We start from the raw sequence: 18,576 nt of genomic DNA, 5'->3' as shown, positions 1-18,576 counted from the left end.
GCTGAGCTTCGCTGGCAGAAAGAAACTGTCGCCTCCCTGAACTTCGCCCAAATCGCGCTTTGCAGAGGAAGCCAAAGGTGATGTAATACTATAACAAAGTATTTCAGGCAGTCCTTTCTGTGAAACGCGATTCCCGGCTTTCCCCTTCCCTGGCAACGTCCGCACTGGCTCAATCGGCTGGCAAACGCGTGATGATTTCCCTCGCCGTGCTGGTCCTGCTGTGGATCGGCGTTGCCTGGGCGGTGGCAATTCCATGAGTGCCGCCATCGACCTCCATGATCTGACACTGACCTATGAGCGCCGTCCCGCAGTGCATCACGCCAACGGCCGATTCGCGGCGGGCAGCCTGACGGCAATCGTCGGTCCCAACGGCGCCGGCAAATCCACGCTGATCAAAGCCATCGCCGGCACGCTCAAACCCGCCGTCGGGCGCGTCGAGCGTAATCAGTTGGCAACGCGGCACATCGGTTACCTGCCCCAGGCCGCCGAAATCGACCGCAGCTTTCCGCTCAGCGTCGTCGACACCGTAATGATGGGCGCCTGGCGCAGCATCGGCGCGTTCCGAGGCGCCACACGAAAACACGCTCAACAGGCCCAGGAGGCGTTGGGTGCCGTGGGTTTGGCGGGGTTCGAGCAACGCAGCATCAGCTCGTTGTCGTCGGGTCAGTTTCAGCGCGTGCTGTTCGCCCGGCTGTTATTGCAGGACGCCTCGGTGATTTTGCTCGACGAGCCGTTCACGGCCATCGATGCACGGACCACGCGGGACTTGTTGCAGTTAATCAGCACGTGGCACGGCCAGGGCCGAACTGTCATCGCGGTGCTGCATGACATCGAGCAAGTGCGCCAACATTTTCCGAGCACACTGTTGCTGGCCCGGGAAATCATTGCCTGGGGCGACACCGCCGACATCCTCAACGACGACAACCTACGCCGCGCCAAGAACATGGCCGAGCACTGGAACCCTGACGCGCTGCCCTGCGACGCCGATACGGAGCGAACGCTGTGACGCTCTATAGCCTGTTGATCCAGCCCTTCGTCGATTTCGGTTTCATGCGCCGTGCCCTGGTGGCGTGCCTGGCGCTGGGCATCGGCTCCGGCCCGGTGGGCGTGCTGCTGATGCTGCGGCGCATGAGTCTGGTGGGCGACGCCATGAGCCACGCGGTGCTGCCGGGGGCTGCCGTGGGTTTTCTGTTTGCCGGGTTGTCACTGCCAGCGATGGGGTTTGGCGGCCTGATCGCAGGTCTCGCCGTGGCGTTGCTTTCAGGGTTGGTTAGCCGCTATACGACGCTGCGTGAAGACGCCAGCTTCGCCAGTTTTTACCTGACGTCCCTTGCTGCCGGCGTGTTGATCGTTTCTCTGCATGGCTCCAACGTGGACCTGCTTCACGTGCTGTTCGGTACCATTCTGGCCATCGACGATCAGGCGATTTTCATGGTCGGCGGCATTGCTTCGTTCACCTTGATTCTGCTCGCGCTGATCTATCGCCCGTTGATCCTGGAATGCTTCGACCCGGGTTTCCTGCGCGCCGTGGGTGGTCGCGGGTCGCTGTATCACGTGCTGTTTCTGCTGCTGGTGGTGCTCAATCTGGTGGCGGGGTTTCAGGCGTTGGGCACGTTGATGGCCGTCGGCATGATGATGCTGCCCGCCACGGTTGCGCGGTTCTGGGCGCGCTCGCTCACCGGCATGATCGTGATTTCGACCGTGGTGGCGACGCTCTCGGGCTTCATCGGCCTGATCGTCTCCTACCACGCCAGCGTCGCTTCGGGCCCGGCCATCGTGCTCACCGCCAGCGCCTTTTACGGGTTCTCACTGTTCTTTGGACGCAGCGGTTTTGTACGCCGGCTGTTCCCGAGGGTTCATCTGTCCGGCTGATCGTTCTCTTACCGCAAGGAAACCACCATGAAACGTTTCACGCTTCTGACCGCCGCGCTGGCGTTGTCGGGCCTGGCCAACTTCGCCCAGGCAAAAACCCTGGAGACCGTCGCATCGTTCACCGTCATCGCCGACATGGTGCACAACGTCGGCGGCGATCACGTGCACGTGACCTCACTCATCGGACCCAACGGCGATCCGCACGTCTACGAGCCCACCCCCAATGACGCCCAGGCGCTGAAGAAAGCCGATGTGGTGTTTGTCAGCGGCCTGCATCTGGAGGGCTGGCTGGATCGGCTGATCACTGCTTCCGGCTACAAAGGCCAGCCGATCGTGCTATCCGACGGCATCATGACCCGCAGCATGGAAGAAGACGGCAAAAAGATTACCGACCCCCATGCCTGGAACAGCGCGGTAAACGGCGTCGTTTACGTCAGAAACATCATCAAGGCCCTGCAGAAAGCTGACCCTGAAAATGCTGCCGATTACCAAGCCAACGGTGAGAAATACATTGCCCAACTGCAGGACATGGACACCTACGCCCGCGCGCAGATCAGCGCCATACCGGTCGCACAACGCAAGGTGCTGACGTCCCACGACGCCTTCGGCTATTTCGGTGATGCCTATGGCGTGACCTTTCTCTCGCCACTGGGCTTTTCCACTGAAACCGAAGCATCGGCGGCTGACGTCGGCAAGCTGATCAATCAGATCAAGCAGGAGCACGTCAGCGCCTACTTCTTCGAAAACTCTGGCGACCCGCGGCTGGTGCAGCAGATCGCTAAAGCCAGCGGCGCGCACCCGGGCGGCGAGCTGTATGTGGAATCGCTGTCACCGGCCGACGGCCCGGCGGCGACCTACGTGGCGATGTTTCGCTATAACGTGGACAAGCTGACGGCGGCAATGAAGGGCCAGTGATGTAGCGTCGCGACGGCTCACTGATCTCTGCCGCGCAACGTGCGTGGCAGAGATCCGCGAACCGCCTGAGCGAACCGGCAGCGCGGAAGTGGGTCAATCGGTATGCTGGCGCTCCGTTCGCCGACATCGACAGGATGATCCATGACCGCCCTCTCCTTCGCGCCTTTTCAGTCCCTCGCCGACCTGCTGATTCCCCACACCGTGGCGGAGCGGCTCGACGGCTCCCACGACGTTTCTCACCTGCACCGGGTCTGGAGCAACGTCTGCGCTATTCGCGATAAGAAGGCGGCGATCATCAGGTCCTGCTCGCCGCCACCCTGCTCCACGACTGCGTTTCAGTGGAAAAGAACTCGCCTTTTCGCTCAAGCGCCTCGCGTCTGGCCGCCGCAAAAGCGACGGAATTGCTCGCGCAGATGGGCTGGGACGAAGAGCGCACCCAGGCCGTCGCCCACGCCATCGAGTCCCACAGCTATTCGGCCGACATCACGCCCACCTCGCTGGAAGCAAAGATCCTGCAGGATGCCGACCGTCTCGACGCCCTCGGCATGGTCGGTGTGGCGCGGCTGTTCTACGTGTCCGGGCGCATGGGCAGCCACCTCTACGACCCGGCCGACCCGCAGGCGCAACAGCGAGGCCTGGACGACAAACGCTTCGCCGTCGATCACTTCACCACCAAGATATTCACTTTGGCGCAGGGCTTTCAAACGGCCACGGGGCGCCAAATGGCGCAGGTCAGGCATGCCCGTGCGGAGCGGTTCTTGCGGGAGTTTATGGAAGAGATTGGTGCTTAGGGGGCCTGGAAGGTCATAGCGCTATTTCGGACGGCTCATGGGTTTTCAGCCAGTCTACCAGCGCGGCATTCATTCGCGTCTGCCAGCCCGGTCCTGACGCCCGGAATTGCTCCACCACATCGTGCTCCAAGCGAATGGTAATCCGCTCTCGCACAACCACAGCACGTGGTCGGCCACGCTTGACCAACTGATCACCCACGTATTCATCAGCCTGATCGAAGTATGCATCGGACAATTCGGGTGCATCGTCTGGATCAACCCAGTCGATGCCGGTAGAGGTTTTGTTCGCGCTCATTGGCTTTTCTCATGGAAATGATACGGCGAGCCGCGCCGCGCGGTGTCCAGACCAGGACCACCATACGTTCTGACAACACACCGACCGTGATGTAGCGGGTCTCCCCGTAATCCTGCCGGCAATCTTCGCTGGTCAAATGTCTGCCGGCGAATACCAAGCCGGCATCCCCAAAGTCGAGGCCACGCTTAAGAAGGGTGATGTCGCGTTTTGCGAAGTCGAAGATTATCTGCATTGAATTATTGTATGTACAGAAAATAACTCAACAAGGCCGCCGAGACTCGCAGAGACCTGTCCCACAAACAGCGTTGACATTGCCCACCCAACTACCCGCTGACATCATTTTCAGTCGCATCATCTGACCGTACCGCAACAATTCCGAAACAATCCCGGCAGTGTCATAAAGACATCACGGAACACCTCTATAACCATCACTCCGGTGTTTTCGTCGATGGGATGGGTGGCAGTGAAAAGGTTATTGCGTCGTGTAGTCCGTCCGTCTTCCAGGCCCGCTTTCCTGCGTCGCTTCAGAATTACTCAGCGGTTGGTGCTGTGTTTCGGCGTGACCGCGTTGCTGCTGGTGGCGCTCGGTGTGTTCTGCCTGCTGCAGATGCAGAGCATCCGCGATCAGGGCGAAGCGGTTGAGAGTGGGTCGCTGCCCAGCATTGCCATGGCAGACGCAATCGCCATCGACCTGATCAAGTTGCGCGGCGAGAGTGCCCGGCTGATTGCCAATGCCGACGATCCCGGCGCGATGGTGACCAGCAAGATCAATGTCGAGCAGCTGAAGAATGAGGTTGAGAAAGGCTTCGTCGATTATCTCGCCCACGCCACCGACAGCACTGAGCGAGATTCCATCAAAGCCTTGCAAGAGGCTTATGGCGCTTTCATGCCAGGGCTGCACGACGAAATCGCGCTGATCGAACAACGCAAACTCGACGACGCGCGCATGCTGCTCAACACCACGCTGAGCCTGCAGGGTGACCTGATGGACATGCAGGTGCAGTTGCTGCGCGAGCTGAACAAGCAAAGTGTGTCGGGCACCGTCGACGCGGCCGGCGCACGGTTCCAGCAAACCCGAATCATCGCCGTCAGCGCCATCGTGGTGGCGCTGGTGCTGACGTTGCTGCTGGCGTGGCGACTCAGCCTGAGCATCATTCGCCCTTTGCGGCAGGCGCTGCATATCGCCAGCACCATTGCTCAAGGCGATCTGAGCCCGCAGCCGATTCCGGAAGGCAAGGACGAAACGGCTCAACTGCTGAAAACCCTCGGTCTGATGCGCGCGAATCTGCATGGCACGATCGATCAGATTTACGCCGCAGCGGGCCAGTTGAGTCAGTCGGTCCACGAAATGGGCACGATTGCTGAAGCCAGCGCCAAGAATCTGCAACTGCAAAACGATGAGATCGAGCAGGCGGCCGTTGCCGTGAACCAGATGAGTCAGGCTGCCGGAGAAGTTGCCGACAATGCCAGCAGCACGTCGAGCGAATCGAAGGCGTCCAACGAAGCGGCCGCCGAAGGGCGTCTGCGCCTGACCGGCACCATTGATTCGATCAAGGAGCTGACCGACAACGTTCTCGATTCCTCGCACCAGGCCGACGGTCTTGCCGAGCGCACGCTGAGCATCAGCAAGATTCTCGAAGTCATCCGCGCGATTGCCAACCAGACCAACCTGCTTGCACTGAATGCCGCCATCGAGGCCGCACGGGCGGGCGAAGCAGGCCGCGGTTTCGCCGTGGTCGCCGATGAAGTGCGCTCTCTTGCCCAACGGACCAGCGCGTCGACCACCGAGATCGAGACGCTGATCAACGATGTGCAGAAAAGCACTCAGGAGACCGCGCAAACCTTACGCGTCACTGCGGCTCAGGCCAATCTCACCCTGGAGCAGGCCGCTGCAACCGGTCACGCGCTGACTGTCATCATCAGCGCAACCTCGACCATAAGCGACCGGAACACGCTGATCGCCAGCGCCGCCGAACAACAGGCGCAAGTGGCTAACGAAGTCGATCGCAACCTCAGCAGCATTCGTGACCTGTCGACGCAGTCGGCGTCGGGCGCTCAGCAAACCACGGTGGCGAGCAATGCGCTGTCGATGCTGGCAACTGACCTGAACACGATGGTTCAGCGGTTCGTGCTTTGACGCGCGCGCCAGTAAAAAAATGGCCCGAAGCCAGCCTTGCCCATTCCCAGTCATGCCCAGGTGTTTCATCATCGAAACACCACCCACGCAGAGGGGTGTCTACGCCAACAAGGACATGAGCATGAAAAAAAACGCCGTATTGAGCATCGCGCTCTCCGCATTGACGCTGAGCCTTGCCGCTCAGGCCGACGTCAACGTCAAACTGGGGAGCAAGGAACGCGTCACACACCTGTTTGCCTACCCGAACAACTGCAATGTCATCTGTTTCCGAAACTGGACGCTGGAACAGACCGTCGAGCACTACCTCACGCAAAGCGTGCAGCGTGACGGCTACGCCTCGGCCAAAGTGGCGGTGCACAACGACAACGACCTGATCTACGCCAACATCACCGGCGTGCCGGACGGCTACGACAAACCACTTTCAGCGCTGCTCGACGCAGGCGACCTGGCCTACGCCGGCGCGAGCAAACTCAACGCCGATAACAAATTCGCCTACAACTGGTATCTGTTTTTGCCGCTGGGCATGGCGCTGGAAAACCGCAAGAGCGTCGAGCTGCTGCATTTTCCGCCGGACTATTCGCTGACTCAGGCTCAGGACTATCTGTTCTCGGCCACCACCGATCGCTGGTCCGAGCTGCTCACGGATAACGGCATCCCCAAGGAACAGACGCCTGCCTATCAGACCATCATCGACATCGCGCCCATCGCTGCGCCGTCGAACGCCGGCAAGGACCTCGAGAACGTCTACAGCTATTTCACCGATTACCAGACGAGCATGGTGAAGCAGCTCACCCAAAGCACGGCGGGCACATCGCTGCCGATGGTCGCGTTCGGTGCGCCGGTACGTGCCTGGCTCAAGCAGCAGTACAACGTCACGGTCCCGGTACTGGGCCTGGCAAGCATCAGCCCGGCTAGCGGGCAAAGCGTCGCGGTGCTAGGTTCAAATCACCCGAGTTATATCTGGAATGCGGCGGACAAGAGCAACTACGGCGGGGACGAAGCCAAGGCCGATGAAGCGGGTTTGAAGGTCATGGGCCAGGACCTGAGCGCGGCGTGCTGGCAGGCCGGCATGGGCCAGAAACCGACAACTGACCCGGCGGCGCTGTTGAGCCAGTGCGCCACGAACTGGCAGGTGACCAACAAGGTTGAGACCTGCAAGTTGTTCTTCACCACGGTGCGCAAGTTGACGCCGGATCAGGCCGCAACGAAATGCCGCACGGGCGAGGTGTCGCGGCAGATCAAGCAGCTGCAGAAGCCGCTGCCGGAAATGAACAAAGCTCAGCTCTAACACCCCGATCCTGTAGGCACGATCCTGTAGGAGTGAGCTCGCTCGCGTTGTCTTCAGCTCACATAGGTGAGCCTGGACTAACGCTATCGCGAGCAAGCTCACTCCTACCATGGGATGAACGATCGCCCTACCCGATCACTCCCCCTGCGGACGCAACCGATACTGCGGCGGCAATTGCTCCGGGCCGCTGATGGTCGTGTTCAGACTCTTCCAGCGCCCGTCCTTGATGCCATAGATGCAACCGTGGACCGACAACTTTTGCCCGCGGTGCCAGGCGTTCTGCACAATGCTGGTATGGCCGACGTTGGCGACCTGCTGAATCACGTTCAGCTCGCAGAGCCGGTCGACCTGTTCTTCCTCAGTCGGCAGCTTGGCCAGCAACTCACGGTTTTCGTAGTACAGATCGCGAATGGTGCGCAGCCAGCCGTCAATCAAGCCGAACTGGCGATCCTGCATCGAAGCGCGCACGCCGCCGCAACCGTAGTGACCGGTGACGAGGATGTGTTTGACCTTGAGCACATCGACGGCGTACTGAATCACCGACAGGCAATTAAGGTCGGTGTGCAGCACAACGTTGGCCACGTTGCGGTGCACGAACAGATCGCCCGGCAACATGCCGACGATTTCATTGGCGGGGACACGGGCGTCCGAACAACCGATCCAGAGGAATTCCGGCGTCTGCTGGCGCGCCAGCTTGGCAAAGAACTCAGGGTCTTCTTCCTTGATGGCGGCAGCCCAACGTTCGTTGTTGTCGATCAAGTCTTGTAGTTCGTTCATGCGTTGATGCCTCGGAAATGATGCTCAGCTATGACTGGAGCTCGGCGCTTCGGGTCACGCAGGAAGATGGCCCGATCAGCAACGACCGATCAGGAAGCGGATGGAATTTCCGCCATGGCGTCCGGTCCACCCATTAGGCCCGACATTATTGAGGATTTGCCATGAACGATTCACGCCGTCCATTCGATGCCACTCAACCCGAGCCCATCGATGACAACGAAGACCGCATGGGATCTATGGAAGAGCTCAACTTCAACGACAACAATGAGCCCAGCGGGCGCATTGGTGACGTCATCCCTGAAGATGAGCTCGACACGTTGATCCCTGATGAACGCGTACGTGAAGCCGGGCTGACCGGTGCTTCCACCGAAGATCACAACCCGACCGACGATGACATGAGTCCTGAAACGCTGATCCGGGAAGACGGAGCGCGTTCGCCTCGTGAAGCCGGCGAAGACGGCCCGGCTGATCTGGACCTGAGCATTGTCGATGAAGATGACATTGGCGGCGGGGATGGTTTGGACGAAGAAGAAATGGCCATTCTTGATCCGCTGGACGGTAAGCCTGGCTTCTGATCGGCGGCTGGCGCTTTGTGGGAGCGAACCTGGTTCGCCCCACTATGGCCCGGGATTATTCAAACAGTGTGCACGCCATGACAATGGCATCCTCACGCCCGCCCACTGCCGGGTAGTAGTCCCGACGCCTGCCTATTTCGTTGAATCCGTAGCGCTCGTACAAGCGATAAGCCGACCGGTTGCTGTCGCGCAATTCGAGAAAACACTCCCGGCCATTCATTTCGTAGGCGCGCTTCATCAGCTGTTCCAGCAGCACCAAACCCAGGCCACGGCCCTGACTCTCCGGCTTGACGGTGATGTTGAGCAAGTGCGCTTCATCAATGATCACATTGATCACGCCGTGCCCCACTTGCTGACTGCCTTCGAACATCAGCCAGACCTCGTATGATTTCAGCGCATCCATGTAAATGCCCCGCGTCCAGGGATGGCTGAAGGCGGCGTATTCGATTTTCAGGACAGCGTCCAGGTCGGCTTCGGTCATGCGGCGAAACGTTACTGCGTCATTCATCTACGGTCTTCCAACGGCCCATCAATTGACGCATGGAGCGCCATACGTCGGCCTTGCGCTGCGGCTCGTCCATCAACAGCTCCAGACCCGGCAGCGCCCAGGCTAACCCCAGGCCGTCGACCTGAAGTTCAAGATTGTAGGATTCGGCGTCGGTTTCAGCCGCAAAACGCAACGCCGGAAGCCCGATCAGCCACAGGCAGGTGCAGGGCTGTTCTTCGACGCGGGCGTACAGAAAACCCTGGACGAAATCACGCGCCGCTTCCGGTCCCTGGTCCATCTGCCCACGCACAAGGAGCGGCCAGCGCACAGGCTCGCCGATGATCTGCGGGCTGTCCGGCAGGCCGGCGGCGCGGAGCATGTCCTTGAGCAACAGATAGGAAGGGTCGCGGCTCTGAAATGGCTCACCAGTCACCAACTCGACCAGCAGCAGGCAACTTCCGGCGCGCAGGAGTTGCAGGGCAAAACGCGGCGGCGGCACAACCGGCGCTTTCACCACAGCCGGTGCCACCTCTTCTTCCTGCACTGGCTTCGGCTTGGGCGCGCTGGAGGGGCGAGGGATTTCGATCTTTGGCCGCTCGACGGTACGCGCAACGGGTGTCGGCACGACGGAGGGCGAATCGCCATCCGGTGCGCGAGGCGTATCCGCCTGAATAACCGGCGCAGGCGCTTCCTCAAGCTGCGGCACGGGCGCAAGCAGTTCGGGACGCGACGGCGCGGCGAAAGGCAATTCGGTGCGCGGCAGCCAGCTGACCACCTGCATGGCGGTCAGATAAGCGCGACGACGAGGCTCATTGAGCAAAGGTCAGCTACCTGTGGATAAAGTCAGGCGGGAGATTCTACAGGCCTTCACCGCTTCCCGCCGCTGTTGATCGACTGAGGGTGAAAAACGAGCCCGGCGATGCAGTACAATCGCCGCTTTTATTGGCCAGTCAGCGACCATCCGATGATCGAACCTAAGCGCGTCCTGCGCGCCCTTGCCGAACACTGGGCGCTTCTCGAGCCACTCTGCGAGCACTTCGACCAGGGCACTCTGAGCCTGAGCGAACTGCGCTTGCAGCTGGCGGCCCAGCAACTGGAGAGCACGCCCCAGGACATTACCACTCTGCTGGACGTCTGGATTCGGCTCGACATTCTGGTACCGGTGGCGAAGAGCCCGAACCGTTTCGAGCTGAATGCGCAGATCCACGATTTCCTGTCGTACCTGCGGCGCGAGCATCGCTTGGGCCTGTGCCTGGAAATCGAAGCGTACCTGCGCCACCTCGAACGGCTGGCTGGCTACATCCAGGAAGCCTTCGACGCCCGCGACGCCAGTGACCTGGCGCGGCAACTGCGCCTGCTCGACATGCGCGTGCGCGATGTCCTCAAGAAGCTCGCCAATGACGAACAGGCCCTTGTGTCCGTGGCCGAACGCGCCAAGACCAGTGACAGGCAGATTCCACTGCGTCAGCGTTACGCGGAAGTGCTGGCAACCTGGGATGAATACGTCGAGCCGATGATCCAGCTGGTGAACGCCGATGGCGCCTTCGAACAGGGCGTGCGCAAGGTAGAGAACGTGCTGCTGCGCATGCTCACGGACCAGCAACGTCTCGGCCACCTCGTTGACGACGACATGCTGCTGCGTACCCACGCGCGCATCCTCGAAATGCAGACCAGCGCGCAACTGACCTTGCGTCATGCCCGTGAGCTGTTGCTCCCGCTGCGTGAAGAGGCGCGTCGCCATAATGCCGTGACTCGTGGTGCGGCACTCGCGCTTTCGGCGATTCGTCGACGAGGTCTCGACGCCGTGCCGCAGGCAGCGATGCCAATGTTCACCCGCCCGCAAAGCACCTTCCTCGGCAGTGCCAATCAGGTTGAGGCGTACGTGTATGCGCTGGCGCGATTCGAACCCAAGCCCGCGCGGTTCCCCAAGGCCAATATCACCCGAAATGGCGAGCCGCCTCGCGCACCGCGTACGGTCAAAGAGATGATCGAGCGCTGCGAAGACGCCCTGCCAATGCCGGATCTGATGGTCTGGCTGCTGGAGCAGGAGCCCACCGGCGCAACTGATGAATTGCTGTACTGGTTTTCGCGCCTGTCACGGGACAAACGCTTCAAGCGCGAACGCCTTGAGCGCGGCGAATACCTGACCCGGGAGCACCGCGTCAGCCTGCGCTCCTTCGCCCTGCTCTCGAGCAAAGACGCCACCCCAGAGAATTCCGAGGGCACCGCCCATGCATCTTGATCTATCCGAAATGACCCAACTGGCGCCGATCTTCCGCGAGCTGTTCAAGGGTTATCACGTCAGCCGACGCGACCCCGAACTGTACGCGCAGCTGTCCAATCTCCAAGACCAGTATCGCGGCCTGTTCAAGGCCCTGGGCTTCGAACTGGTCTGCGACACCCGCGGTTTTTACTACTTCGTGCCTGATCTGGCGGCCGCGCAGGTCAACAAGACGGCGCAACGTCTGGCCCTGTTCACATTCATCCTCGTCGAGCATTTGGCGGACCAGGGCCGCGACCCGGTCGCCGTGCTTGATGGCGGCAGCCTGGGCCGCGACGAACTGCCCTCGCTACTGGAAAAGTACCGCGATCTGTTCCTGCAAGCTGAAGTCCAGACCCAGGAAGAGTTGGAAGAAAAAATCATGCGCCGCATGACCCAGCTGGGATTCGCCGCAGAAGAAGTCGGCATCTATCGCTTCCTGCCGCCAATGCATCGCTTCCTTGACGTCTGCCTGTCCGTGCAGCAAGACCGAGATCTGGCGGCCAGCCTTCACAGCGCTCTGCCGTTGCCGGCCCCGGTGTTGATCGACGAAGACAGCGATGAGCGATTGCTGGAAACCGACGACCCGCTGGACCTCACCGAATTCGATGAATCCGCAGAAACCGAAGAGCAAGCGCTAGCCCGGGCGATCGCTGAAGAACAGGAGCATGAAGCATGAGCCAGGAACGCTACGGCATACGCCGCTTTGCGCTGCTGAACACCGCTGGTTACAGCCTCGGGCTGTTTCCACTGGAGCATCCACTCTCGGTCTACGGCGCAAACAACCTGGGCAAGAGTGCGTCGATCAACGCTCTGCAGTTCCCGATTCTGGCGCGCATGTCGGACATGAGCTTCGGCAAATACAGCCTGGATCAATCGCGACGCTTCTATTTCGCGTCCGACACCAGCTACATCCTCGTCGAAGTCTCCCTGCCCCACGGTCCCCATGTCATCGGCGTGGTGGGTCGTGGTCCGGGAGGCGGATTCGGTCATCAGTTCTTCGCCTATGCCGGCAAACTGGATCTGGCCCACTACCAGAAAGACGATACCTGCCTGCGCCAGAAGGAGCTGTTTGCCAATCTGGAGAGCCAGGGCCTGAAAGCCTATGAGCTGAAGCCCGATGAACTGCGCCGCTTGCTCGTCGGTGGCCACACGTCGATTCCGTTGGACCTCACGCTGATTCCCCTGCGCTCGACCAGTGAACAGAGCCTGAAGACCTTCCGCGCGCTGTTCATCAACCTGCTGCACATGCGCGAGATCACCGCTGCCAAATTGAAGCAGCTGTTTCTCGACGCGTTTGAGCACAGCCTGCGCTCCGGCAGCGTCGATTACATAGCGGCGTGCGAAGAAGCGTTCCGCGACGTACGACGCATGGAGCAGGACTACAACGCACTGGTGCTCGCCGGCCCGCTGGTCGAAGCACTGGCCAACGGCGTCAGACAGCGCGACATCCTGCGCGGCAAGCTGCATCGCCTGTCGCCGTTGCTCGACTCGTTGCTGGGCACATGGCAGGACTATTCCAATGCGCGCAAAGAAGAGCTGGTCATTCAGAGCGAGCACTACCGTAACGAACAGGATTCGCTGCAGAACGATCAGCGTGGCGGCACGCAAGAATTGATGCGCCTGGAGCGCGAGATCAGCAACATCCAGCGCTGGATCGGCGAACTGGCAGTCCTGAAGAACCGTTTTGCGCTGGTCGACGATGTGAGAGTTCTGGAACAGCAATTACTGGCTGCAAAAGACGCTCACGATGAACTGGCCGGAGCGCTCGCGCAGTCGCGTCAATTCAGCGCCGAGGATCTGGATGAGCGCCTGCGCGATCTGGAAAAACGCCTGAAGTCAGTGAAGCAACAGCTTGATCATGCGGACAACAACAGCTATGCCCGCCTGCGCGAAGAGTTTTCGCAGCCTGATGTCGAGCGCCTGATGCGGCTGTTCAATAGCGCGCTGTTCAGCTTGCCGCTGGGCGAGCAAGGCATCGCGCTGGATGATGGCGATGCATGGGTTAAGTCCCTCGAAGCGATTCTCGATGGGTTCAAAGGCGAGCGCTTCGAAGTGCCCGGCCTGACCGTCAATCTGTCGAACATCGAGCCCCCTGCCCTGCAAGCGCTGGCCGATCGCGCCGCGCTGCGTGATCAGAAGGAGCGCTTGGAGAAAGAGCTCAAGCAACTGAAGACGCAGCAAGCCGTCGCAGCTGACCGCGCGGCCAGCAAGACCCAGACGGAAGCGTTGTACCAACAGGTGCTGGATGCGCAGAAGGCGCTCGAGGACTTCCGCCGCGCTCAAACCTTGAGCGCCGAAGAATGCGAAAATCTTGAACAGTTGGCCCAGATGGAAGCGGCGCAAGACGAACTCAAGCGCGCCAGTGATGCTTTCACTGAGCGCGTTCAGCAACTGTCGGCCAAGCTGCAACTGGTCGGTCGTCAGATCGGCGATCTCGAGTCCAAGCAACGCACGCTGGATGACGCGCTGCGTCGTCGTCAGTTGCTCCCGACCGACCTGCCCTTTGGCACGCCGTTCATGGAGCCGGTGGATGATTCGCTGGAGAACCTGCTGCCGCTGCTCAATGATTATCAGGACAGTTGGCAGGGCCTCTTGCGCTGCGATGGTCAGATTGAGGCGCTCTACGCCCAGGTTCGGTTAAAAGGCGTCGCGAAGTTCGACAGCGAAGACGACATGGAGCGGCGTCTGCAATTGCTGATCAACGCCTATGCGCATCGCACTGATGAAGCCCTTACCCTGGGCAAGGCACGCCGTGCTGCTGTGACCGACATCGCTCGCACGCTGCGCAACATCCGCAGTGACTACGACAGCCTCGAGCACCAACTGGCGCTGTTTAACCGGGAGATCAACCGCCGGCAGGTTTCCAACCTGGAGAGCTTCCGCATTGTGCTCGCGCCGAATAAAGAAGCGCTCAAGCATATCGACCAGATCATCCACAGCGCCGGTCAGTACGAAGAGGGCGAGACCCTATCGGTATTCGATCTGAGCCAGAGCGCCGAGCAGGACAACAAGAACGAGGAGGCTAAGGAGTATCTGGCACGCCTGGTTGCGGCTAACCACAACCAGCTCGGTCTGAAAGACTTGTTCGAACTTGCGTTCGAGATCACCAAAGTAAACAGCCAGCCGGTTATCCACACCGACATCGATGGCGCGGCGTCCAACGGCACGACCATGACTATCAAGGCACTGACCAACATGTACCTCTTGCTGCACCTCATGGACCGCGAGCAGGCCGGTCGGATTCGTCTGCCCTACTACCTCGACGAGGCCGCTGACATTGATGAAAGGAATCAAGCGGCGCTGCTGGAAACCAGCCTGCAGCTGGGCTTTGTGCCTATCCTGGCGAGCGTTAAGCCTCAAGTGTCGGCGCATGTGGCGATTGACCTGGAGGGCGGCAGTGGGCCTGCCGGGATCTACATCGACGAAGCAGACTGGAAGTACATTCAACGTCGTGATGTGGTTACTGCGGTAGACGCGACCCTAGCAGTTGAAACGCTAAGCGAGTAAGCAAGTCGCTTGGAAGTTGAAAGCCCCGCAGTGATGCGGGGCTTTTTTATGGGCGCTGATTGAGCGGCTATTGGCTATTGGCTATTGGCTGTTGCTGTTGCTGTTGCTGTTGCTGTTGCTGTTGCTGTTGCTGTTGCTGTTGCTATTGCTGTTGACTGGGTAAAGAACTTTTCCGCGCGCAAAAACAAAACCCCATCTGCTTTCGCAGATGGGGTTTCGGAATTTAATCTTGACGATGACCTACTCTCACATGGGGAAACCCCACACTACCATCGGCGATGCATCGTTTCACTGCTGAGTTCGGGATGGGATCAGGTGGTTCCAACGCTCTATGGTCGTCAAGAAATTCGGGTACTGACTCGTCCTCTCGAACGCTTCAGCAAATCGGGTATGTGATCAAGGTACAGCTTGTGTGTTCGCAAACTTTCGTCTTCATGCGTCTTCACACACCGCAACCTGCTGTCTTTCTGCAGATTGCTTGGGTGTTATATGGTCAAGCCTCACGGGCAATTAGTATTGGTTAGCTCAACGCCTCACAGCGCTTACACACCCAACCTATCAACGTCGTAGTCTTCGACGGCCCTTCAGGGAACTCAAGGTTCCAGTGAGATCTCATCTTGAGGCAAGTTTCCCGCTTAGATGCTTTCAGCGGTTATCTTTTCCGAACATAGCTACCCGGCAATGCCACTGGCGTGACAACCGGAACACCAGAGGTTCGTCCACTCCGGTCCTCTCGTACTAGGAGCAGCCCCTCTCAAATCTCAAACGTCCACGGCAGATAGGGACCGAACTGTCTCACGACGTTCTAAACCCAGCTCGCGTACCACTTTAAATGGCGAACAGCCATACCCTTGGGACCGGCTTCAGCCCCAGGATGTGATGAGCCGACATCGAGGTGCCAAACACCGCCGTCGATATGAACTCTTGGGCGGTATCAGCCTGTTATCCCCGGAGTACCTTTTATCCGTTGAGCGATGGCCCTTCCATACAGAACCACCGGATCACTAAGACCTACTTTCGTACCTGCTCGACGTGTCTGTCTCGCAGTCAAGCGCGCTTTTGCCTTTATACTCTACGACCGATTTCCGACCGGTCTGAGCGCACCTTCGTACTCCTCCGTTACTCTTTAGGAGGAGACCGCCCCAGTCAAACTACCCACCATACACTGTCCTCGATCCGGATAACGGACCTGAGTTAGAACCTCAAAGTTGCCAGGGTGGTATTTCAAGGTTGGCTCCACGCAGACTGGCGTCCACGCTTCAAAGCCTCCCACCTATCCTACACAAGCAAATTCAAAGTCCAGTGCAAAGCTATAGTAAAGGTTCACGGGGTCTTTCCGTCTAGCCGCGGATACACTGCATCTTCACAGCGATTTCAATTTCACTGAGTCTCGGGTGGAGACAGCGCCGCCATCGTTACGCCATTCGTGCAGGTCGGAACTTACCCGACAAGGAATTTCGCTACCTTAGGACCGTTATAGTTACGGCCGCCGTTTACCGGGGCTTCGATCAAGAGCTTCGCGTTAGCTAACCCCATCAATTAACCTTCCGGCACCGGGCAGGCGTCACACCCTATACGTCCACTTTCGTGTTTGCAGAGTGCTGTGTTTTTAATAAACAGTCGCAGCGGCCTGGTATCTTCGACCGGCATGAGCTTACGGAGCAAGTCCTTCACCCTCACCGGCGCACCTTCTCCCGAAGTTACGGTGCCATTTTGCCTAGTTCCTTCACCCGAGTTCTCTCAAGCGCCTTGGTATTCTCTACCCAACCACCTGTGTCGGTTTGGGGTACGGTTCCTGGTTACCTGAAGCTTAGAAGCTTTTCTTGGAAGCATGGCATCAACCACTTCGTGTTCTAAAGAACACTCGTCATCAGCTCTCGGCCTTGAAACCCCGGATTTACCTAAGATTTCAGCCTACCACCTTAAACCTGGACAACCAACGCCAGGCTGGCCTAGCCTTCTCCGTCCCTCCATCGCAATAACCAGAAGTACAGGAATATTAACCTGTTTTCCATCGACTACGCTTTTCAGCCTCGCCTTAGGGACCGACTAACCCTGCGTCGATTAACGTTGCGCAGGAAACCTTGGTCTTTCGGCGTGGGTGTTTTTCACACCCATTGTCGTTACTCATGTCAGCATTCGCACTTCTGATACCTCCAGCAAGCTTCTCAACTCACCTTCACAGGCTTACAGAACGCTCCTCTACCGCATCACTTGCGTGATACCCGTAGCTTCGGTGCATGGTTTGAGCCCCGTTACATCTTCCGCGCAGGCCGACTCGACTAGTGAGCTATTACGCTTTCTTTAAAGGGTGGCTGCTTCTAAGCCAACCTCCTAGCTGTCTAAGCCTTCCCACATCGTTTCCCACTTAACCATGACTTTGGGACCTTAGCTGACGGTCTGGGTTGTTTCCCTTTTCACGACGGACGTTAGCACCCGCCGTGTGTCTCCCATGCTCGGCACTTGTAGGTATTCGGAGTTTGCATCGGTTTGGTAAGTCGGGATGACCCCCTAGCCGAAACAGTGCTCTACCCCCTACAGTGATACATGAGGCGCTACCTAAATAGCTTTCGAGGAGAACCAGCTATCTCCGAGCTTGATTAGCCTTTCACTCCGATCCACAGGTCATCCGCTAACTTTTCAACGGTAGTCGGTTCGGTCCTCCAGTTAGTGTTACCCAACCTTCAACCTGCCCATGGATAGATCGCCCGGTTTCGGGTCTATTCCCAGCGACTAGACGCCCTATTAAGACTCGCTTTCGCTACGCCTCCCCTATTCGGTTAAGCTCGCCACTGAAAATAAGTCGCTGACCCATTATACAAAAGGTACGCAGTCACCCAACAAAGTGGGCTCCCACTGCTTGTACGCATACGGTTTCAGGATCTATTTCACTCCGCTCTCCGCGGTTCTTTTCGCCTTTCCCTCACGGTACTGGTTCACTATCGGTCAGTCAGTAGTATTTAGCCTTGGAGGATGGTCCCCCCATGTTCAGACAAGGTTTCTCGTGCCCCGTCCTACTCGATTTCATTGACAAGAGATTTTCGCGTACAGGGCTATCACCCACTATGGCCGCACTTTCCAGAGCGTTCCGCTAATCTCAAATCAACTTAAGGGCTGGTCCCCGTTCGCTCGCCACTACTAAGGGAATCTCGGTTGATTTCTTTTCCTCAGGGTACTTAGATGTTTCAGTTCCCCTGGTTCGCTCCATACACCTATGTATTCAGTGTAAGGTAACTGTCTTATGACAGCTGGGTTCCCCCATTCAGACATCTCCGGATCACAGTCTGTTTGCCGACTCCCCGAAGCTTTTCGCAGGCTACCACGTCTTTCATCGCCTCTGACTGCCAAGGCATCCACCGTATGCGCTTCTTCACTTGACCATATAACCCCAAGCAATCTGGTTATACTGTGAAGACGACATTCGCCGAAAGTTTGCATTTCACAAACTTTACCTTAGCCTGGACACGCACCAGTGAAAGAGGTGCCCAGTCTATATTTCAATCACATACCCAAATTTTTAAAGAACGATCCAGTCAAAAGACCAGAAATCAACACTCAGCATCCCAGTGGATGGAGCGCTCATTTCTAAGCTTTCACAATTCAGAAGCAGTTATGGTGGAGCCAAACGGGATCGAACCGTTGACCTCCTGCGTGCAAGGCAGGCGCTCT

Annotated in this window: 14 protein-coding genes, 1 tRNA gene, 2 rRNA genes and 4 pseudogenes (1 of these 21 cut by a window edge); 12 read left to right on the top strand and 9 right to left on the bottom strand. The window is 58.6% G+C overall.

Going from position 1 to position 18,576, the window contains the following annotated elements; all coding sequences use genetic code 11:
- Nucleotides 1-119 precede the first annotated feature (119 nt).
- The 5 genes and pseudogenes from AC3ISG_RS03480 (at nucleotide 120) to AC3ISG_RS03460 (ending at nucleotide 3,578) form a co-directional block, all read left to right on the top strand.
- Nucleotides 120-257, top strand: a complete 138-nt coding sequence (locus tag AC3ISG_RS03480; protein ID WP_158273366.1) for a hypothetical protein — start codon at nucleotides 120-122, stop codon at nucleotides 255-257.
- The gene (gene aztA / locus AC3ISG_RS03475; protein WP_122536211.1) at nucleotides 254-1,006 is read left to right on the top strand and encodes a zinc ABC transporter ATP-binding protein AztA; all 753 of its coding nucleotides are present in this window, start codon (nucleotides 254-256) and stop codon (nucleotides 1,004-1,006) included. Before AC3ISG_RS03480 ends, aztA begins: the two co-directional genes overlap by 4 nt.
- Entirely contained in the window at nucleotides 1,003-1,872 is an 870-nt protein-coding gene (locus AC3ISG_RS03470; protein WP_489298518.1) for a metal ABC transporter permease, read from the top strand. Before aztA ends, AC3ISG_RS03470 begins: the two co-directional genes overlap by 4 nt.
- 27 nt (nucleotides 1,873-1,899) lie before the next feature.
- Nucleotides 1,900-2,787 (top strand): metal ABC transporter substrate-binding protein, encoded by an 888-nt coding sequence (locus tag AC3ISG_RS03465; protein ID WP_122536213.1) that lies wholly within the window; start codon nucleotides 1,900-1,902, stop codon nucleotides 2,785-2,787.
- A gap of 141 nt (nucleotides 2,788-2,928) precedes the next feature.
- Nucleotides 2,929-3,578: pseudogene (locus tag AC3ISG_RS03460) on the top strand (HD domain-containing protein).
- Between the two features lie 13 nt (nucleotides 3,579-3,591).
- Here AC3ISG_RS03460 and AC3ISG_RS03455 read toward each other — a convergent pair.
- Together AC3ISG_RS03455 and AC3ISG_RS03450 are read right to left on the bottom strand one after the other, a co-directional pair.
- Nucleotides 3,592-3,873 (bottom strand): BrnA antitoxin family protein, encoded by a 282-nt coding sequence (locus AC3ISG_RS03455; protein ID WP_122622602.1) that lies wholly within the window; start codon nucleotides 3,871-3,873, stop codon nucleotides 3,592-3,594.
- Nucleotides 3,833-4,105: a BrnT family toxin gene (locus tag AC3ISG_RS03450; protein WP_489298517.1), complete on the bottom strand. Its 273-nt coding sequence runs from the start codon at nucleotides 4,103-4,105 to the stop codon at nucleotides 3,833-3,835. The genes AC3ISG_RS03455 and AC3ISG_RS03450 overlap by 41 nt, the downstream gene beginning before the upstream one ends.
- A gap of 216 nt (nucleotides 4,106-4,321) precedes the next feature.
- On the opposite strand from AC3ISG_RS03450, the pseudogene AC3ISG_RS03445 reads away from it, so the two are divergent.
- The 3 genes and pseudogenes from AC3ISG_RS03445 to AC3ISG_RS03435 form a co-directional block, all read left to right on the top strand.
- Nucleotides 4,322-5,152, top strand: a pseudogene (locus AC3ISG_RS03445) (MCP four helix bundle domain-containing protein); the annotation flags it as partial.
- Nucleotides 5,147-6,010: a methyl-accepting chemotaxis protein gene (locus tag AC3ISG_RS03440; protein WP_420793080.1), complete on the top strand. Its 864-nt coding sequence runs from the start codon at nucleotides 5,147-5,149 to the stop codon at nucleotides 6,008-6,010. The pseudogene AC3ISG_RS03445 and the gene AC3ISG_RS03440, both read left to right, overlap by 6 nt.
- 121 nt (nucleotides 6,011-6,131) lie before the next feature.
- Nucleotides 6,132-7,298, top strand: coding sequence for a hypothetical protein (locus tag AC3ISG_RS03435; RefSeq protein WP_489298516.1), 1,167 nt, complete (start codon nucleotides 6,132-6,134; stop codon nucleotides 7,296-7,298).
- Between the two features lie 135 nt (nucleotides 7,299-7,433).
- On the opposite strand, the gene can is transcribed toward AC3ISG_RS03435, so the two are convergent.
- Nucleotides 7,434-8,075, bottom strand: a complete 642-nt coding sequence (gene can / locus AC3ISG_RS03430) for a carbonate dehydratase (protein WP_037018205.1) — start codon at nucleotides 8,073-8,075, stop codon at nucleotides 7,434-7,436.
- Nucleotides 8,076-8,236: 161 nt separating this feature from the next.
- On the opposite strand from can, the gene AC3ISG_RS03425 reads away from it, so the two are divergent.
- On the top strand, nucleotides 8,237-8,650 hold the full coding sequence (locus tag AC3ISG_RS03425) for a serine kinase/phosphatase (protein WP_489298515.1): 414 nt from the start codon (nucleotides 8,237-8,239) through the stop codon (nucleotides 8,648-8,650).
- Between the two features lie 55 nt (nucleotides 8,651-8,705).
- Here AC3ISG_RS03425 and rimI read toward each other — a convergent pair whose 3' ends face one another.
- The 3 genes and pseudogenes from rimI to AC3ISG_RS03410 form a co-directional block, all read right to left on the bottom strand.
- On the bottom strand, nucleotides 8,706-9,158 hold the full coding sequence (rimI, locus tag AC3ISG_RS03420; protein ID WP_122536220.1) for a ribosomal protein S18-alanine N-acetyltransferase: 453 nt from the start codon (nucleotides 9,156-9,158) through the stop codon (nucleotides 8,706-8,708).
- Nucleotides 9,151-9,753: pseudogene (locus tag AC3ISG_RS03415) on the bottom strand (energy transducer TonB); the annotation flags it as partial. The gene rimI and the pseudogene AC3ISG_RS03415, both read right to left, overlap by 8 nt.
- Before the next feature lie 80 nt (nucleotides 9,754-9,833).
- A pseudogene (locus tag AC3ISG_RS03410) lies at nucleotides 9,834-9,957 on the bottom strand (energy transducer TonB); the annotation flags it as partial.
- Nucleotides 9,958-10,101: 144 nt separating this feature from the next.
- On the opposite strand from AC3ISG_RS03410, the gene mksB reads away from it, so the two are divergent.
- Genes mksB through mksF form a run of 3 tightly spaced genes read left to right on the top strand, consistent with a single transcriptional unit; the run spans nucleotide 10,102 to nucleotide 14,907 of the window.
- A complete protein-coding gene (gene mksB, locus AC3ISG_RS03405; RefSeq protein WP_122536225.1) occupies nucleotides 10,102-11,379 on the top strand; it encodes an Mks condensin complex protein MksB in 1,278 nt (425 codons plus the stop codon).
- Nucleotides 11,369-12,076 (top strand): Mks condensin complex protein MksE, encoded by a 708-nt coding sequence (gene mksE, locus AC3ISG_RS03400; RefSeq protein WP_489298514.1) that lies wholly within the window; start codon nucleotides 11,369-11,371, stop codon nucleotides 12,074-12,076. Before mksB ends, mksE begins: the two co-directional genes overlap by 11 nt.
- Nucleotides 12,073-14,907, top strand: a complete 2,835-nt coding sequence (gene mksF / locus AC3ISG_RS03395; protein ID WP_489298513.1) for an Mks condensin complex protein MksF — start codon at nucleotides 12,073-12,075, stop codon at nucleotides 14,905-14,907. The genes mksE and mksF overlap by 4 nt, the downstream gene beginning before the upstream one ends.
- A 227-nt stretch (nucleotides 14,908-15,134) precedes the next feature.
- Here mksF and rrf read toward each other — a convergent pair.
- From rrf to AC3ISG_RS03380, 3 genes are all read right to left on the bottom strand, one after another.
- Nucleotides 15,135-15,250: ribosomal RNA gene (gene rrf, locus AC3ISG_RS03390) — 5S ribosomal RNA — on the bottom strand.
- A gap of 146 nt (nucleotides 15,251-15,396) precedes the next feature.
- Nucleotides 15,397-18,287, bottom strand: a 23S ribosomal RNA gene (locus AC3ISG_RS03385).
- Between the two features lie 233 nt (nucleotides 18,288-18,520).
- Nucleotides 18,521-18,576: transfer RNA gene (locus tag AC3ISG_RS03380), tRNA-Ala, on the bottom strand (it continues 20 nt past the right edge of the window).

It is taken from the genome of Pseudomonas sp. GL_135 (assembly GCF_057834665.1).
This window is presented reverse-complemented; position numbering and strand designations above follow the sequence as displayed.

Coding starts and splice junctions, on each gene's coding strand:
- aztA (WP_122536211.1), top strand. CDS start 254: ATGAGTGCCGCCATCGACCTCCATGATCTGACACTGACCTATGAGCGC.
- AC3ISG_RS03465 (WP_122536213.1), top strand. CDS start 1,900: ATGAAACGTTTCACGCTTCTGACCGCCGCGCTGGCGTTGTCGGGCCTG.
- AC3ISG_RS03455 (WP_122622602.1), bottom strand. CDS start 3,873: ATGAGCGCGAACAAAACCTCTACCGGCATCGACTGGGTTGATCCAGAC.
- AC3ISG_RS03450 (WP_489298517.1), bottom strand. CDS start 4,105: ATGCAGATAATCTTCGACTTCGCAAAACGCGACATCACCCTTCTTAAG.
- AC3ISG_RS03440 (WP_420793080.1), top strand. CDS start 5,147: ATGCGCGCGAATCTGCATGGCACGATCGATCAGATTTACGCCGCAGCG.
- AC3ISG_RS03435 (WP_489298516.1), top strand. CDS start 6,132: ATGAAAAAAAACGCCGTATTGAGCATCGCGCTCTCCGCATTGACGCTG.
- can (WP_037018205.1), bottom strand. CDS start 8,075: ATGAACGAACTACAAGACTTGATCGACAACAACGAACGTTGGGCTGCC.
- AC3ISG_RS03425 (WP_489298515.1), top strand. CDS start 8,237: ATGAACGATTCACGCCGTCCATTCGATGCCACTCAACCCGAGCCCATC.
- rimI (WP_122536220.1), bottom strand. CDS start 9,158: ATGAATGACGCAGTAACGTTTCGCCGCATGACCGAAGCCGACCTGGAC.
- mksB (WP_122536225.1), top strand. CDS start 10,102: ATGATCGAACCTAAGCGCGTCCTGCGCGCCCTTGCCGAACACTGGGCG.
- mksE (WP_489298514.1), top strand. CDS start 11,369: ATGCATCTTGATCTATCCGAAATGACCCAACTGGCGCCGATCTTCCGC.
- mksF (WP_489298513.1), top strand. CDS start 12,073: ATGAGCCAGGAACGCTACGGCATACGCCGCTTTGCGCTGCTGAACACC.